The 16903-nt window shown below is 43.4% G+C and carries 16 protein-coding genes; 6 read left to right on the top strand and 10 right to left on the bottom strand.

The features are described from left to right. The first annotated feature begins 155 nt into the window (after nucleotides 1-155). The gene (gene mrcB / locus JJQ94_RS19640; protein WP_099030119.1) at nucleotides 156-2477 is read left to right on the top strand and encodes a penicillin-binding protein 1B; all 2322 of its coding nucleotides are present in this window, start codon (nucleotides 156-158) and stop codon (nucleotides 2475-2477) included. Between the two features lie 54 nt (nucleotides 2478-2531). Here the strand turns inward: mrcB and JJQ94_RS24250 are convergent, their stop codons facing one another. The 6 genes from JJQ94_RS24250 to JJQ94_RS19615 form a co-directional block, all read right to left on the bottom strand. Beyond that, nucleotides 2532-2741: a hypothetical protein gene (locus JJQ94_RS24250; RefSeq protein ID WP_236596524.1), complete on the bottom strand. Its 210-nt coding sequence runs from the start codon at nucleotides 2739-2741 to the stop codon at nucleotides 2532-2534. Beyond that, the gene (locus JJQ94_RS19635; protein ID WP_236596523.1) at nucleotides 2729-4372 is read right to left on the bottom strand and encodes a methyl-accepting chemotaxis protein; all 1644 of its coding nucleotides are present in this window, start codon (nucleotides 4370-4372) and stop codon (nucleotides 2729-2731) included. The genes JJQ94_RS24250 and JJQ94_RS19635 overlap by 13 nt, the downstream gene beginning before the upstream one ends. Before the next feature lie 188 nt (nucleotides 4373-4560). Further along, nucleotides 4561-5841: a glutamate-1-semialdehyde 2,1-aminomutase gene (hemL, locus tag JJQ94_RS19630; RefSeq protein WP_099030120.1), complete on the bottom strand. Its 1281-nt coding sequence runs from the start codon at nucleotides 5839-5841 to the stop codon at nucleotides 4561-4563. A 12-nt stretch (nucleotides 5842-5853) separates the two neighbouring features. Continuing rightward, the gene (locus tag JJQ94_RS19625; RefSeq protein WP_010372246.1) at nucleotides 5854-6870 is read right to left on the bottom strand and encodes an aspartate carbamoyltransferase; all 1017 of its coding nucleotides are present in this window, start codon (nucleotides 6868-6870) and stop codon (nucleotides 5854-5856) included. 123 nt (nucleotides 6871-6993) lie between these two features. Next, nucleotides 6994-7428 (bottom strand): CopD family protein, encoded by a 435-nt coding sequence (locus JJQ94_RS19620; protein ID WP_099030121.1) that lies wholly within the window; start codon nucleotides 7426-7428, stop codon nucleotides 6994-6996. 20 nt (nucleotides 7429-7448) lie between these two features. Beyond that, nucleotides 7449-9131, bottom strand: a complete 1683-nt coding sequence (locus JJQ94_RS19615; protein WP_099030122.1) for a chloride channel protein — start codon at nucleotides 9129-9131, stop codon at nucleotides 7449-7451. A 336-nt stretch (nucleotides 9132-9467) separates the two neighbouring features. On the opposite strand from JJQ94_RS19615, the gene erpA reads away from it, so the two are divergent. Both erpA and JJQ94_RS19605 read left to right on the top strand, forming a co-directional pair. Continuing rightward, complete coding sequence (erpA, locus tag JJQ94_RS19610) at nucleotides 9468-9806, top strand: iron-sulfur cluster insertion protein ErpA (RefSeq protein ID WP_010372235.1); 339 nt, start codon at nucleotides 9468-9470, stop codon at nucleotides 9804-9806. A gap of 736 nt (nucleotides 9807-10542) precedes the next feature. Then, nucleotides 10543-10785, top strand: a complete 243-nt coding sequence (locus JJQ94_RS19605) for a helix-turn-helix domain-containing protein (RefSeq protein WP_017216404.1) — start codon at nucleotides 10543-10545, stop codon at nucleotides 10783-10785. A 44-nt stretch (nucleotides 10786-10829) separates the two neighbouring features. On the opposite strand, the gene JJQ94_RS19600 is transcribed toward JJQ94_RS19605, so the two are convergent. From JJQ94_RS19600 to JJQ94_RS19585, 4 genes are read right to left on the bottom strand one after another with little or no spacing between them, the layout of a single operon-like run. Then, a complete protein-coding gene (locus JJQ94_RS19600) occupies nucleotides 10830-12215 on the bottom strand; it encodes an AmpG family muropeptide MFS transporter (protein WP_099030123.1) in 1386 nt (461 codons plus the stop codon). A gap of 9 nt (nucleotides 12216-12224) precedes the next feature. Continuing rightward, the gene (locus tag JJQ94_RS19595) at nucleotides 12225-12842 is read right to left on the bottom strand and encodes a peptidylprolyl isomerase (RefSeq protein ID WP_099030124.1); all 618 of its coding nucleotides are present in this window, start codon (nucleotides 12840-12842) and stop codon (nucleotides 12225-12227) included. After that, nucleotides 12842-13399 carry a YajG family lipoprotein gene (locus tag JJQ94_RS19590; protein WP_099030125.1) on the bottom strand — a complete coding sequence of 186 codons (558 nt, stop codon included), beginning with the start codon at nucleotides 13397-13399 and terminating at the stop codon, nucleotides 12842-12844. The genes JJQ94_RS19595 and JJQ94_RS19590 overlap by 1 nt, the downstream gene beginning before the upstream one ends. A 4-nt stretch (nucleotides 13400-13403) precedes the next feature. Continuing rightward, complete coding sequence (locus tag JJQ94_RS19585) at nucleotides 13404-14534, bottom strand: methyltransferase (RefSeq protein ID WP_099030126.1); 1131 nt, start codon at nucleotides 14532-14534, stop codon at nucleotides 13404-13406. 38 nt (nucleotides 14535-14572) lie between these two features. Between JJQ94_RS19585 and JJQ94_RS19580 the strand changes: the two genes are divergently transcribed. The 3 genes from JJQ94_RS19580 to fabV all read left to right on the top strand — a co-directional run bounded on the left by JJQ94_RS19580 (nucleotide 14573) and on the right by fabV (nucleotide 16822). Beyond that, on the top strand, nucleotides 14573-15166 hold the full coding sequence (locus tag JJQ94_RS19580; RefSeq protein ID WP_099030127.1) for an alpha-ketoglutarate-dependent dioxygenase AlkB family protein: 594 nt from the start codon (nucleotides 14573-14575) through the stop codon (nucleotides 15164-15166). Nucleotides 15167-15211: 45 nt separating this feature from the next. Next, a complete protein-coding gene (locus tag JJQ94_RS19575; protein WP_099030128.1) occupies nucleotides 15212-15526 on the top strand; it encodes a BolA family protein in 315 nt (104 codons plus the stop codon). A gap of 105 nt (nucleotides 15527-15631) precedes the next feature. After that, a complete protein-coding gene (gene fabV, locus JJQ94_RS19570) occupies nucleotides 15632-16822 on the top strand; it encodes an enoyl-ACP reductase FabV (RefSeq protein WP_099030129.1) in 1191 nt (396 codons plus the stop codon). Nucleotides 16823-16903 lie beyond the last annotated feature (81 nt).

The following is a 16903-nucleotide window of genomic DNA, read 5'->3' as shown; positions in this document are numbered from 1 at the left end:
TTTGGCTCTCGGTCAATATTGTAAAGTTCTCGTTGTCTAAACAAAGTGAGTCCAGTAGGGCTCACTTTTCTTTATAAATATTATTCTACTTTCAGCAGTTGTTAATTTAGGTTACCCTACCATCTTGCGATTCATTTTTTAGTTTTACTTGGGTCATGACGGATAAAAAGAAACGAACACCTACCAACAAATCAAACGTCAAAGCGAACACTTCGCGTAAAAACAATACCCAGCAAAACGGTTCTAAGATGCAAAGAGTTAAAAGCCGTGTCCTGAGCACGTTGTGGTCTTTCTTTTGGAAGGGGACTATTGCGGCGATATTCCTTGTTGCAATCTATATCATCTACTTAGACGCGAAAATAAGCCGGCAGTTTGAGGGCAATAAGTGGGAACTTCCCGTTCAAGTTTATGCCAGATCGATGCAGTTTTTTCCTGATCAGTTCCTTAATGAGGATGAAGTGCTGTGGGAGCTGAAGCGGCTTAACTATTCTCGTGTAAATCGTATCAGCCGTACCGGTCAATATACCGTTCAAGGTCGCACAATCACCATTCATCGCCGCGCGTTCGAATTCTACGATGGCCCAGAAGTGGCGCGTATTTTTACGCTTAATTTTGCTGGTAAGAAGCTTGCCAATATTGTCGATAATCAAGGTCGGCGCTTAGCTGGGGCTCGCCTAGAACCAGTGCAAATTGCTCGGATCGGCAATGAATCGCGTCAAGACAGAGAGTTTGTTCCGTTCGATAAATTCCCTAATATTTTAAAAGAAACACTGCTGGTGGTAGAAGATAGAGACTTTTACCAACATCATGGGGTTTCTGCGCTGTCTATTTTGCGTGCATTGTATGCCAACATCAAAGCTGGGCGAACAGTGCAAGGTGGCAGTACGCTCACGCAACAGCTCGCAAAGAACTTTTATCTCACCAGAGATCGCACCTTAGTCCGCAAGGTGAATGAAGCATTCATCGCATTGATTTTAGATTTCCGTTACAGCAAAGATGAAATCCTTGAAGCCTATTTAAACGAAGTGTTTTTGGGACAAGCCTATAATCAAGGCGTTCATGGTATGGGGCTTGCGGCCGATTTTTATTTTGGTAAGCCAGTGGACGAGCTTGAGTTTGACCAAGTCGCGATGTTAGTCGCGATGGTTAAAGGGCCGTCTTTTTATAACCCAAGGCGCTACCCTGAGCGGGTAATGGAAAGGCGTGATTTAGTCCTGAGGTTAATGGTGGAAAATGGCCTTATCACAACGCCTGAGTATCGCGCAGCGCTGGCAAGGCCGATTGATGTACAGCCTTTAAAAGCGAGCCGTATGCAGTCTTATCCTGGATATTTGGAGTTGGTGAATCGCGAGTTAAAGAAACTCGTGCCTGATGATGACATTGTCGACTCTGGGATTCGGATTTTCACCTATCTCGATTTACAAAAACAAACGGCGATGGAAGATGCCGTTAAAAAGGGCTTACCTTACTTAGAGCGCCGCTTTAAAACGGAAGATCTAGAAACCGCGATGCTGTCAGTTAATGTTGAAAAAGCGGGGGTATCGGCGTTAGTTGCTGGTCGTCAGTTGAAGTTTTCAGGTTTTAATCGGGTATTAGACACCGAGCGTAATATAGGTTCACTGGTCAAGCCCGCTATTTATTTGAGTGCTTTGTCGAATCCAAACTACCATTTGGGCATGCTGCTTGATGACAGTCCCCTTGAAGTGACAGACGGTTCAGGTAAGGTTTGGTCTCCAGAGAACTTTGATCATAAATTCAGAGGCCAAGTGCCAATGTTTGAAGCGTTCAGCAATAGCATCAATATTCCAGCAGTAAACCTTGGTTTGGATGTGGGGGTTAACCGAGTCGCACAAACTTTGAATGACCTTGGTGTCTCTAAGTCGATTCCACTTTATCCTTCTTTATTATTGGGCGCGTTAGAGCTATCCAGTTTTGATATTGCAGAGGCGTACACCACACTTGCTGCAGATGGTAAGCAGAGCGAGTTGACCAGCGTCATGGCTATCACCGATTCACTGGGTAAGCTGGTATACGAACATCCAGTACAAAAAAGCCAAACGCTAGACAGCGATGCGGTATACATGACGAAATACGGTATGAAGCGTGTAACTAAAAAAGGCACGGCAAAACGCCTCAATCTTCACTTCCCCTCAATTCAACTTGCAGGGAAAACGGGGACGAGTAATGATTTAAGAGACAGCTGGTTTGCAGGTTTTGACCAAAATACGGTCACTGTTGCTTGGATTGGTCGCGATGATAACAAGCCAACGGGATTAACGGGCAGCCAAGGTGCGCTTGAGCTCTATATTCGCTATCTTAAACCACTAAATCCACAAGCGATTGTTGATGAGCGTCCAAAGTCCATTCGCTGGGCGTTTGTCAATCCGAAAACGGGTAAGCAGTCGCCTCCGAGTTGTGGTCCTGTATTGCAGCTACCTATTAGAGAGAGCATGTTCGAACCAAGACCTAGGTGTTGAGCAAACTATTGGCTGCTAGAGTTTGTTAACTCTAGGGCCTGTCTAGCACAGCCTCTAAGCTTTAAATTTATCGATTTCTTTATTTAAAGTTTGTGAGAGCTTGCCAAGTTTTTGTGCATCGCTCTGGGTCGCTCTTGCGGAACCCAGAGTATGCTGTGCTAAGTTACTGATCTCAGATGATTCATTCAATGCGTGTTCGGTCGCTTGGGTTTGTTGTTGCACTAACTGACTGATCAGTTTCCCTTGTTCATCTATGTCTCGCATGCTTTGCTCTGCGTGCTGAAGCACTTCATTGGTTTCATTCGCGGCGATAACACTTTGCGCCATATTGTCTTCACTGCTGCGCATTTTGTCTTGCGTGTCTCTGATGCAGCTTGTAAAGATTGAATAATATTGTGTATTTCTTCCGTTTGTTGCTGCGTTCTCTGCGCAAGCGTTCTAACTTCATCCGCTACCACCGCAAATCCTCGGCCTTGTTCACCTGCACGAGCAGCCTCAATTGCGGCATTGAGCGCGAGTAAATTGGTTTGCTCGGCAATCTCTCTAATCGCGGAGCTCACCTGACTAATGTTTTGCGTGTCTTCCGCGAGCTTGTCTAAGGCTGCACGACTTTGTTGAAACTCAGCTTGTAGTTCGGTCATTTGCTGTGCAAGGGCTGTGGTATTGATGCTACTTTGCTTTACTTGTTTGGCTGCTACGGAGGCCAGCTCTGTGGCGCTAAATGCGGCATCCTCAACCGAGCGAGCGGACTGCGCCATATTCTCGAGTGAATGGTGGATAGACTGGATTTTATTCTCCTGCTGGGCGACGTCCTTCTCAGTATCTTGGCTTATCTTATTGAGTGTTCTTGTTGCTTGCTGTAGCTCGTCATTACTTAATCGAACGTTACCAAGTAAAGAAATAAAGGCATGTAGTACCGCATTAAATTGTTCAATAATTTGGCTAAGCTCATCGGAGCCGGTTGTCTGTGCTTTGATGCTTAAATCCCCTCGAGAAGCGCTCTGCGCGACATGTGAGAAAGTCGTGATGGTGCCCATGACCGAAGAGTAAAAGCCAACCATAAGATAAATAGCGATGATCAGTGCGAGTAGTGAAGCCAAGGCAACGGTGTTTCTGATCCACCGTTGCTGGTTTTGTTTTTCAGCGACAAGCGCGGCAAGCGTGGGTGTTGCAACATTAACAAACTGCTTGATAGCATCACTTGCACTTTGGTAGTAACGGTTAAATTGCGCTTGTGAGAGCGCCAGTTCATCAGGGTCTAACAAGCCTGTTTTCACCGCTTGCTGATAATCTGAGAGGCTAGACTCAAGCTCAGCTAAGGGCTGACTAAGCTGCTTTTTGAGTTGCTGGTTATCATTGATAGCAATGTTAAGTTTGCCTGAAAATTGTGTCGTGACGCCAGGTAATCCTTTGTTTAAATTGGACAGTGCAATAAAACTATCTGGAGTAAAACTGCCTCTACTGATGATATCGCGTGCCTGCGCTTCAATTTGATTGATTTGCGATATAAGTCTTGGTGCAGATTCAACAAGCGTGCGATTCAGGTAACTGCGTGCAAGATCATCATCGACGGCAAGTTGAGAGGCAATTGAGAGCTGCTCAAGGGCGCTTGCGCCTGCGGCGCTCACTTTGGGTAGCTTAGCGCGTTGTAATAAATTTGAATTATCAGCGGCTTTACCCGCTAAAATATTTTCCAACATACTGGGGTAAAGCGCGAGTCCTTGCCTTTGCATCTCACTGACAGAGATAGAATGGTTAAGTACACTGTTTAGAAAAAACAAGCTGAGGCTTAGCGGTAGTAATAAAATGCCAAATACAACGGCCATTTTTGTTTTGTATCGCAACCGCGCCATCAAACGGGTTACAGGATTAATTAGCGTATTAAATCCAGCCATCACTTCCTCTGTATGATCGTTTTAACTTAGCACAGCGTTATTAATTAAGTACGCCTTGGTTAAATAACATGAGTCTAGGTTAAATAGACCGAAGCTTTTGAAAAGCTTATTCAAAGCGTAGCTGAAAAAACAAAAAAAGCCCTGAGCGGGCTTTTTAAATACAAACTAATGTGGGTTGCAATCAGTGATTACAACTTGGCAAATGCACGCTTTGCAGCATTGATAGTGTTAGCGATTTCTTCGTCAGAATGCATTGTGCTCACGAAACCCGCCTCGAATGCAGATGGGGCTAAATAAACGCCTTCATCTAGCATCAGGTGGAAGAACTTTTTGAAGCGCTCTAGGTCGCATTCAGTTGCTTGTTGATAGCTGGTTACTTTCTTAGCGTCAGTAAAGAAGAAGCCAAACATACCACCTGCGTAGTTAGTCGTAAGTGCGATACCTGCTTCATCAGCAGCAGCTTGAAATCCCTCACACAGGGCTTTACTCTTAGCTTCAAGCTCTGCGTGTAGCCCTTCTTTTGAAAGCAGCTCTAGCGCTTTTAAACCGGCAGCCATAGCAATTGGGTTACCAGACAACGTACCTGCTTGATAAACGGGACCAACAGGGGCGATGTAATCCATGATTTCTTTTTTACCACCAAACGCACCCACTGGCATACCACCACCAATCACTTTACCTAAACAGGTCAAGTCTGGGGTGATGTTGTAGTACTGTTGAGCGCCACCAAGTGCAACACGAAAGCCTGTCATGACTTCATCAAAGATAAGCACACTTTGATTGTCAGTACATACTTCGCGTAGGCCTTCTAAAAAGCCTTCTACCGGTGGAATACAGTTCATGTTTCCAGCAACTGGCTCGATGATCACACAGGCGATTTGATCTTTGTACTGGTCAAAAATCGCTTTTACTTCATCAAGGTTATTAAATGAAACCGTTAACGTATGCTTAGCAAAATCGGCAGGAATACCTGGTGAGTTAGGCACGCCCATGGTAAGTGCACCGGAGCCTGCTTTAACAAGCAAAGAGTCAGCGTGACCGTGGTAACAGCCTTCAAACTTTAAGATCTTATCGCGTCCTGTGTAACCACGAGCAAGGCGAATAGCGCTCATGGTCGCTTCTGTACCAGAGCTTACCATGCGCACTTTTTCAATAGATGGTACTAGCGCTTTTACTTTTTCCGCCATTAGGATTTCAGTTTCCGTCGGCGCGCCGTACGATAGGCCATTTTCAACCGCTTCGAGTACTGCTTGTTTAATCTCAGGATGGTTATGACCTAAGATCATCGGGCCCCAAGAACCCACATAATCAATGTACTGTTTACCATCGGCATCAAAAGTGTGAACGCCTTCGGCTTTGGTGATAAATAGTGGCGTACCACCTACACCATTAAAAGCGCGAACAGGAGAGTTGACGCCTCCAGGGATTGAGTCTTGGGCGCGTTTGAATAAGTCTTGACTGATTGTCATTGTCGATCCTTTTTAGCTTTCACGTTTGCGGCTAAACCAAGGTACTTCTACCTCGTGTTTTTCCACTTGGTTTTCAACACCTAGCGTTAGGGCAAAAAGTGCCATACGGATCAATACACCATTTTGAACTTGGCGGAAGATAGCTAGGTTGTCATTGTTATTTAGGTCGTTGTCTAGCTCGTTTGCATCGCTACGGCTGTCGCGTGGTAATGGGTGCATTAATACTGAGCTAGGTTTACAGTGAGCGTCATAAATCGCTTGGCTGATCCTAAAACCACCACGGTATTTGTTTGCTTCTTCTTGAGAAGGGAAACGCTCTTCTTGAATACGAGTCTGGTAAACGATATCGGCAGCTAAATTGCCTTCCATCTTAGACACGACTTCAATACGGTGACCGGCATTGTCTACGACATCTAAAATAGACTGAGGCATTTGTAAGCCATCTGGTGCAACCATTGTAAAGCGGATATCTTTGTAGTGGCTAAGTAACTTTGATAAAGAATGCACGGTGCGTCCGTATTTTAAATCACCGACTAGGGCGATGTGCATGCCGTCAATACCAGTGCCAAAGCGGCTAAGCTCTCGGTCAATCGTCAGTAAGTCCAACAGTGCTTGAGTCGGGTGCTCATTAGGGCCATCGCCACCGTTGATGACAGGAACGTCGGAACCGGTTGCAAACTCGGCTACTGAGCCTGCGTCTGGGTGGCGCATTGCCACGGCGTCAGCATAAGCAGAAATCACGCGGGCGGTATCATACAAAGATTCGCCTTTTGCCAGTGCTGAGCTTTGCATACCTGTGGTTTCACGGACTAGGCCGCCCAGGAGGTTAAATGCGGTGCCGAAACTTACGCGTGTTCTCGTACTTGGTTCAAAGAATAGATTTGCCAAAATCGCCCCATTGAGTACTTGGGTACGTTTTTGCTTTTTAGCATAGGGTTCCATTTTTTTTGCAATGGAGAAGATGTGTTCAATTGAATCTCTGTCTAATTGGTTGACAGAAAGAATGTTTTCACCTTGGAAACTGAACATTTGGCGATTCCTAAAGACAAATTGACTACCGGGTTGCAGGTCGCTTACCCAACCAAATAACACGCAGATTGTGGGCGGTTACTTGGGCGCATATTATACCCAAGTCCCCCCAATAATGCACGGTTACAGTACAGGTTTTAAAACGGCAAGAAAGACAATGGCTAATAGGATTAGTACGGGAAATTCGTTGAAAAAACGATAGAACTTGTCGCTTTTACGATTGCGATCATGTTTGAAGTCGGCAAGCAATTTAAAGCAATAGCCATGATAAATATAAAGTAAAATCACCAAAGTCAGTTTGTAGTGTAGCCACATACTGTGTTTAAACCACTCACGTCCGTATTCTGCAATCGTTAAGACCCCAAACACCGCGGTGAGAATAGCAAATGGGGTTACAAAATAGAGTAGGCGACGCTCCATGATTTTGAGCATTGAGCTACAAGATTTCTCTTCAGTCATCGCGTGATACACAAAGAGACGTGGCAGATAAAAAATCCCTGCAAACCAGGCAATCATAAAAAAGATATGTAAGGCTTTATACGTTAGCAATAAGCTCATTATAAATTCCACTTTTTAGATTAGAGTAAACTGTTTCTGGTGGTGAGTATGTGACGAATTTGGTCCCATCGCAATAACCCAAGTATTTGTTTATCATCCTTTTGATTGTATATATATACCGCGCCTGAACGTTTATCTTTTAGCACATCAAAGGCGTCTGCTAAGGTCGCTTGCGTGCTTAGTCCTTGTAGCTCGATATAAGAGACCGATACGCTGCCCTCGGAGATTAAGTTTAAATCGTATTCGGCTAAGCGGTAGCCGCTTTGTTCGTCATAAACAATGAGTGGTGTTTGGCTATCAACCGCGGATAGGGTTTCTTTTATTTGCTCTTTGTCGTCGGAATAGAGCAGTTTAAAATTTTCATCCATCTCAGCCACTATCCCCACTTTCTGTAAGGCCTCTTTTGCGGGGGATACTTGATAAGGCAGTCCTTGAAAGTCCAGTTGTTGAATAAAAATGGAGCGGTTGCCAAACGCCTGTAAAGCCGTAACGTAAGCTGTGGTGATCACCAGCATAGCTGGAACGATTATTTTTGGATTGGAAGTCAGCTCCATTACCGCAGTAAGTGCTGCAAGCGGAGCGTGCAAAGTCGCCGCAAGTAAGCCTGCCATACCGAGTACACCATAAGTTCCCGCAACATCGACGCTGGGTTCAATAAACTGGGCAAAGAAAGACATTAAGGTGCCCATGATAACCCCAAGCCCAATGACTGGACCAATAATACCACCGGGAATACCAAGTCCAATCGCAAATAAAGTCGCCATCAGCTTGGCAATCAATATTGTGGTAAGTAGCTGTAAGTTATGTGGAGATTCAACGGCTTGGGTGATAGCACTCATACCTGAGCCCATTGCTCCCGGTACGGCGTAGCCAATTAATCCCGCAATTAAACCCGCTAATAAAAGACGAGGAAACATACTGATGGGCTTAAAAGTTTTGATGATCAGCATTAGATTTTGATTGAAGGCAAAAGCAACCGCTCCTAATGCTGCACCACAAATAATTAAATAAGGGTAATGCCAAAAACTCAACGGAGTGATATGAATGAGCGCCAGCTCGGAACTATTACCAAACACATATTGCGTGCTCATTGCACCGATCACTGAAGCCAACATCACGGGCACGAAAATGTGGATTTTATACTCCCTGAGCACGACTTCCATGACGAATATCACCGCCGCGAGCGGGGTGTTAAATGAGGCAGCAATACCTGCAGCTACACCGCAACCGGCTAAAGTTCGCGCGGCATTGAGTGGCAGATGTAAACGCTCTGATAGAATGCTTGCTGCTGTTGCCCCCATGTGCACAGATGGTCCTTCTCGACCAACAGAAAAGCCACAGATCAAAGCAACGGCACCACCAAAAAATTGGTTAGCAGAATTCCAAATTGGCATATGACCGTAGTGGTGTTTGATCCGATTGATCACATATGGAATGCCCAAACGGTAATGCTTAAACCCTGTTAAGGCGGCAAAGACAGCGATGAGTAGCGCAGCAAGCACAGGCAAAAATAGCCGATGTAGCTCAGAAAGCTCAGTAAAGTCATCAGATTTATCGAGAAATGTGCCTTGGGTTAATTCAATAGTAAGACGAAAAGCAATGATAAGTATCGCCGCAAGCAGGCCTGCAACGGCACCAAGTAGGCACAGTTGCGCTGAAGTTTTAGGTTTTGCAAGGCTTCGTCTTAATGTATCCAACGACATGAACGTCATTCCACAATAGTAAACCGTTTAAGAATATCAAATTTTTTACACTAAGTCCTTGTGCTAACGCAACTTAACTGAGGCAATAGTCTTATTTTCTCTGGTTAAGCATATAGATACCAATTTATATCAATATACATTCAATAGTAGGCTACGTGCAGAGTTAAAAATCTCTCAATGACAAAAAATAAATAGAAACGTTTTGACAGGTGAACGAGGAGTTCTTTCTTCCAAAAATGGATCATTTATCAAAGATAATTGGTACAAACGCTATACTTGATTAAAATACTCAGGTATTAGATAATTTGCAGATTACAGGATTAGGGGTCTAAATCTATGTCTGAACAATTACCAATTCAGTTTTCTGACGCTGCCGCAAGCCGCGTAAAGGAACTTATTGAAGAAGAAGAGAATGCCAATCTTAAGCTACGCGTGTATGTAACGGGTGGCGGTTGCTCAGGCTTTCAATATGGTTTCACTTTCGATGAAAAAGTAAATCCGGGTGATTTGGAAATCGTAAAAAACGGTGTCACTATGGTGGTCGATCCAATGAGTATTCAGTACTTAATCGACGGCATTGTGGACTATACCGAAGGGCTTGAAGGTGCACGTTTCTTTGTAAACAACCCCAATGCAACAACCACTTGTGGCTGTGGTGCAAGTTTCAGCGTCTAGACATTATTCGCGCTACGTTCCACTAAAGAGTCATGCTTTTGTCATGGCTCTTTTTGTTTCTGCCCACCACAACTCAATTTTCTTTATTTGTCACAAACTGCCCGTTAGATACATCATTAAGACAAAAAATCCTAAAACAAAAGATGAAAATACTAAGATGTAGATAAAGCCTTTCTTCCCTTGCTTAAGTGACACGCCGTTTGAACGAAGGAAGTAAATCCAGCCTAAGCACAATAGAATTGGCAGTAAAAACAGTAATCGAATCATCTAGTAATAGCCTCTTTTTTAACCACTTAGTAAATGTTAGCTGTAAGTTTTTATTTTTTAAAGAAAAATAATTTATTTCAAATACTGGTACATTTTTTAAAAAATTTGTTAAAGTGTTACTGGATATTACAGCCCTTAATGAATTAAGAAAAAGTAAAAAATTAATTAGGTGTTACTCGCGTTTTAGTCTATACCTAATTGGGTACATAGGGACAAATTAACATTTTGTCTACGTGTTACTGGTTTGGTATAACTTATCGCAGCTAGCTGGTAAGTTGTACCGCATTCGGGGTAAACTGTAAGCTTGAGCGAGTTCTAGAGGCAAATTGCTGAGTTCATACAGGCTTAACATTTTGCATTGTAGAGTTCCTCGATAAGCTACAACTGTAATATTTAGATAATAACTAAATGAGACGGGCATATTTCATTTAGATAATTTAGTCTTTCATCTAGTAGGAGATGTTTAATTATGATGGGTAAAACGGTTTCTTCTGAAGAAAACGGCAAACTAACGAAGTGGCTAAAATCAAAGCGCCACGAGAAAGGTCACACAATGCGTAGTCTTGCGCAGGTGTTAGGTACGCCTCATTCATTCATCGGTAAAATTGAAAACCAAGAGCGTCGATTGGATGTCATTGAGTTTTTACGTTACTGCGAAGCGTTAGAAGTTGATCCTTATGAAGGCTTACAGCTAATCAAAGAAGATCAATAAGCGTTTAGTTAGCGAGAACGTAAAAGGTGCAAGGACCTGCACCTCTAGCTTTTGTTATCATGATACGCCTTTTCAATAGCATAAAGCTTGTGCCGAATTAAATACAAAAACAATAATGACGGAAGCACCATAAGTGCAGTTAGCGCGAAGAAGAGTGCCCAATTACCTCCAAGCAAATCATCTATCACAAAACCACTATAGCCCGATAGTACGGTGCGGCCTAAACTGCCAAGTGATGCAAGTAAGGCATAGTGGGTTGCGCTAAACGCTCTATCACAGAGCATAGAAATAAATGCAACCATCGCTACTAGTGACCAAGCTTGGGTAAAGCCGTCCACCACAATTGCAAGCGCGTATAGGTGTTCTTTAGGGCCTGCAATCGCAATCCAAGAAAACATTAAATTTGATGCGGCCATAGCAACACCACTAATAAATAAGCCCTTTACGATACCGTATTTATGGTTAAAGATACTGCCAAGAAAAGCAAACACGATAGTGATCACACCGGTACCAAGCTTAGAATATTGCCCAATTTGGGTGTTTGTAAAACCGACTTCCTTATAAAATACGATGGACATTCGGGCTAAAAAGGCCTCTCCTATCTTAAATAGGAAAATAAAGGCGAGTAGGGCACATGCCGTTTTAACCCCATTCTTTTCAAAAAATCGCTTAAAGGGTTCAACCAGAGTCACAGCAAGCCAGGCATAGATCTTTTTAGAAGCATTTGATGAAGCGCTGTGGTTAAGTTTTCGCTCGTAACTCTTCTGTAGCTGTGCCTGTACTTGCTCGCGATGAGATTTTGGCTCTTTTGCCAACAAAGTGACAACTAATAAACACACTACGATGACGCTTAGCATCTGATAGATGATGGGCCAACTAAAGCCGGGTAAATCGGCCATAAAGAACGGAATTGCACCAAGTAAGGCATAGCCAGACCACCAACCTGAAGTCGCCATCGCTGCCGCTGCCGTTGCCTTTTCACTTTCGTCTTCTGGTAAAATGTCGATGCGATAAGCATCTATTGCAATATCTTGGGTAGCTGAAAATAACGCAATAATAAAGCACAATAATGCAGCATGCGAAAGATGGTCTTTAATTGAAATAGTGGCTAATGCAAAGGTGGCAACAATAATAATAAACTGGCAACTTGCTATCCAACTTCGTCTTTGCCCTAAGCGATTATACAGCAGGGGGATTTTTATTCGGTCAACGAGTGGGGACCATAAAAAGTTGATTGTATAGGCGCCATATACTAAGCCAAATAGGCCAATGGTGCTACGGCTTAACCCTTCATCTTTAAGCCAAGCTGACATCACCGAGCCAATCAATACCCAAGGAAAACCGCTACTTATTCCAAAAGCAAAGACAGTTAATAGACGTTTGTCTTTGTAATAACCAAGATATTGCGAAAAGCTAGATGATATCAACATAAAAGGGTATTACTCTGGCTGCTTTAATACATCGACTGAAAGAATAATGACGGGCTCTTTAGGTATAAAGGTATAGCCAAGCTTTTCATTGTAGCCGGTTTCCACCTTCATAATTGCATCCAGTGTTTCATAGCCTTCAGACACATTCCCGAACACGGCAAAACCCCAGCCTCTACCTGGGTTCAAGTGATCGTTGTCATCCATATTAAAGAAAAACTGTCTGGTACCTGAGTGTGGCTTGTTGTCTTGGTAGGCCATGGCAATGGTATACATATCATTTTTCAAACCATTACCGCTTTCATTGAAGATAGCTTCGCGCTCAAACATACCATCGTACTCTTTGTCGTAACCTCCACCTTGGATAACAAAGTCTTTTTCGTTGGCTTCATCACGCTCAACTCGATGAAAGACAGAGCCGTTATAATCTTTGTTGATAACGTAAGTTAAGAAGTTATTCACTGTGATAGGTGCTCTAGATCTGTCTAGTTCGACAATAATAGGTCCTTTACTAGTATTGATTTGAACTCGAGGGAATAGGTTATTCTTTTGTACGAATTTACCGTTCATTTCGGCAAATACATTCATACTTAATAATAGGATGGTTAAGCTTAGAATTATTTTTTTCATTAACTTCCTCTCACAAATTGAATAAATTCAGGATCTTGGACGATTCGAGTAACAACCTGTTGAGCTAGGTTGTTGAGCTGCTCTTCGATTTTGGCTTGGTCGTGTTTTAGTGGGCCATTTAAATTAGCACTACCTTTATATTGCTTCTCGAAACTGCGAGAGCCTTGCTTTATCAGTACGGTGACATCAGCTTCAGCATCACTTTGGTGAGTCGAGAAAGACTCATCAATAATGGCTTTAAAGCGATTGATATTCACAGTGATTTGCGCTGCAGCGGCCGGTGTTATTTGCGCGCCATGTGCAGTGAGTGCTTGCGTTAATACCTGATTGAAATTAACTGGTAAATTAGCATCAGGTACGTAAAGTGCGGGTTCTTGGTTTTTCACGCGAATGGTGTATTTTGTAGTCCGCAGATCGTTTACTTCTACCGCCACATTGGCGGCAAGCGCGTTTGACGAAGGTCCTTGATATTCCGGATGAAGAATGACACTGCGTGGTGAGCTTTCACAGCCCACGAGTATCAAGGTTAGCAGAATAATCAGCAATGAAAAACGCATGAAGTTAGCTCCTCTTTATTGCACTTAAAACAGTGAATTTTTTGTTGTTGCCTAGTGTCTTGCTGTTACCGAACAAACGCTTGAGTTTGTCGTCGTATTCCAAGTGGCGGTTACCAATAATTCTTAACTCTCCCCCTTGGCGAAGCGCAGCCTTAGCCTGTAAAAACATCTGCCAAGCGATGTGATCGGTGATTGCATTGGCCTGATGGAATGGCGGGTTACACAGTACTAGATCCGCACCGTAATTTTCAAAACCCGTAAGGCAGTCGTTTTGAACGAACTGACAATCAGCAACACGTTCGGGTAGATTATTCACGATATTTTGCTTCGCGCTATGCACCGCCATCGCCGACTCGTCGATAAAGGTGACGGTGGCATTTGGCATTTTTGCGAGCGTCATCAATCCAATGACACCATTACCACAGCCAAGATCAATGACCTTCAATGGCTTTTTCCCCATAGGAAGGTAATTGATAAAAAAACGTGCGCCTATATCAAGAGAGTCTCGTGAGAAGACATTTGCTTCATTCGACAAGATAAAATCGGTTTTTTCCAGCGGCCAAGACACAGGGAATTTACTATCAATGGCTTTGGCTGACGTCTTGCTGAATACCAAGCGCGATTTTTTTACTGCTAAGCTAGTCGTTGGCTCCGTCAAAAAGTGGCTAAAGCTTTTTAATGTTGAGGTGTGAATTTCTTTTGCTTTGCCAGCCGCAATTACGGGAATGTCTGTGGTCAGTTTACTTAACTGTGCAAGTTGCGCTTGCAATAGCCCTGAATTCTTGGGAATTTTTATTAATATCAGATCGATATCTTTTGGCAGCTCATCCATGCTAGTGAGTACATCAACCTTAGCGTCCGCAAGTTCGTTGGCCTCTAAATTATACTCATAGGCGAGGGTACTCACATAAGAGTCGGTTACTACCGTACAGTGCTTGTCAGCAAGTGCACAGCATAATGCGCCAAAACTATCGTTGAGAATGAGAATACGGTTTGCATCGCGGTGATGTTCAAAGACATAATCTAACAGGTATTCGTCGGCTGAATCCCAAGCTTGTAAGCTACGATTTTTTTGATCGAGTGGAAACCTGTGTAGCGTAAAAGGGTTTCCGGCTAGAATTGCATCAGTCGTCATGTGAATGTTCTATAAATAAAAGCAGCGGGTAGTTTAACATGAGAGCAGTAGACAAAGCACGGAACTTGCCGAGCGGTTTTAGCTATCAAGCACAGGCTATTAGCTACGATAAAAGTCTAGCGCTATATAATGTACTACTTAATAGCTTAGCGTGGCAGCAAAATACCATCACCTTATTTGGTAAGACCCATCAAACGCCTCGACTCGAACGCTTTATTGCCGACCCTGACGTGCATTACAGTTATTCAGGAAAGCGACTTGAAAATGCTCCTTGGCCTTCGGTATTGCTTGGGATCAGACAAACGCTAGAGCGCAGATTTAATATTCCTTTTAATGCGGTATTGGCCAATTTTTATCGTAATGGTCAAGACAGTATGGGCTGGCACAGTGATGATGAACCAGAGCTCGGTTTGACGCCCATAATTGCTTCACTGTCGCTTGGCGCGACCCGCAAATTTAAAATACGCCACAAAGTCAGCCACTGTGTAACCGACATTTTATTGGAAACGGGCAGCTTATTGGTAATGCAAGGTGACAGTCAGCGCGACTATCAACATGCTTTGCCAAAGCAGGCTAAGGTGACTCAGGGGCGTATTAATCTCACCTTTCGAAGTGTTGGAAATACGCGCTGAACGGCGTATAGTAGCGTCACGAATTGCTCTAGGAGACAAAGTATAATGTCAATGCAATCACAGATTTATGACAAAATAGCTGAAGCCGTTGCGTGCAAGCATCTGAACGTTATCAATGAAAGCCATATGCACAGCCGTGGCGAAGCGTCTCACTTTAAAGTCATTGTTGTAAGCGAACAGTTTATTGGCCAGAGGCTGCTGCAACGTCATCGAAAGATCAATGAAGTGCTAAAAGATGAGCTGCAAAACCATATTCACGCTTTGGCCATTCATGCCTATACACCAGAAGAGTTTTCGGACAAAGAAGGTCAGACGCCTGAGTCACCAAAATGCTTGGGTGGTTCTAAGTTCGATAGCTGATCAGATGTGTGTTTTACATATCTGCCAGTACACTACGCAGTAATTTTAATAAAGTGAGACCAATCTCACTTTTATTTTGTATCAAATCAATGGATAGGATCTCTTATGGTCATCAAACCAAAAATTCGCGGATTTATTTGTACTAATGCGCATCCGGTAGGCTGTGCTGCACACGTTCAAGAACAGATTGAATACGTAAAACAACAAGGCCAAATCGAAAATGGTCCTAAAAATGTATTAGTAATTGGTGCATCGACAGGTTATGGCTTGGCATCGCGTATCACGGCTGCATTTGGTGCCGGTGCGAAAACGCTAGGTATCTTCTTTGAAAAAGAAGGCTCAGAGAAGAAAACAGCGTCAGCGGGTTGGTATAATACGGCTGCATTCCAACAAGCTGCAGAAGAAGCAGGTTTGTGGTCTAAAAATATCAATGGCGATGCGTTTTCTGATGAGTTGAAGCAAAAAACCATCGACACCATCAAAGCTGAACTGGGTAAAGTAGATTTAGTGGTATATAGCCTTGCGTCTCCTCGTCGTAAAGATCCTAAATCTGATGAAGTTTATTCTTCAACACTTAAGCCAATCGGCTCAGCTATCACAACTAAAAACCTGAATACTTCAAAGCGCGTCATTGATGAGATGACAGTTGAAGCTGCTAACGAAGACGAAATTGCCAATACGGTTAAAGTGATGGGTGGTGAAGACTGGGAACTTTGGATTGATGCGCTTAAGCAAGCTGATGTACTGGCTGATGGTTTCAAAACAACGGCATACACTTATATTGGTAAAGAGTTGACTTGGCCAATATACGGTCACGCAACAATTGGTAAAGCAAAAGAGGACTTGGACCGTGCGACGCTGGCAATTCGCGAAACTACTGCTGATATTAATGGCGAAGCGTATGTGTCTTCACTGAATGCAGTAGTGACGCAGGCAAGCTCTGCTATTCCAATTATGCCTCTTTATATCTCTGCACTATTCAAAGTGATGAAAGGTGATGGAACTTATGAAGGAACTATCGAGCAAATTCATGGGTTGTTTACTGAAAATCTATATGGTCAATTGCCACGCTTTGATGATGGCGGTCACTTGTTCCAAAACTATAAGGAACTAGAAGACGGCGTTCAAGCTCGTGTGCAAACTATTTGGGATACTGTTGATACCGATACAATCGATGAACTGACGGATTATGTTGGTTATCACAACGAATTCTTGAAGCTATTCGGATTCGGGGTTGACGGCGTAGATTACGAAGCTGATGTAGATGCAACGGTAGAAATTAATCACCTCGTTTAATCTCACGGTTTTTGATTTTGCGGGCAAAGTGCTACTTGGTGCTTTGCCCGTTTTTGTTTGACCGTGAATTTTTACTTATTT

The sequence above is a fragment of the Pseudoalteromonas sp. GCY genome (genome assembly GCF_016695175.1).
Classification (GTDB): Bacteria; Pseudomonadota; Gammaproteobacteria; order Enterobacterales; family Alteromonadaceae; genus Pseudoalteromonas.
This window is presented reverse-complemented; position numbering and strand designations above follow the sequence as displayed.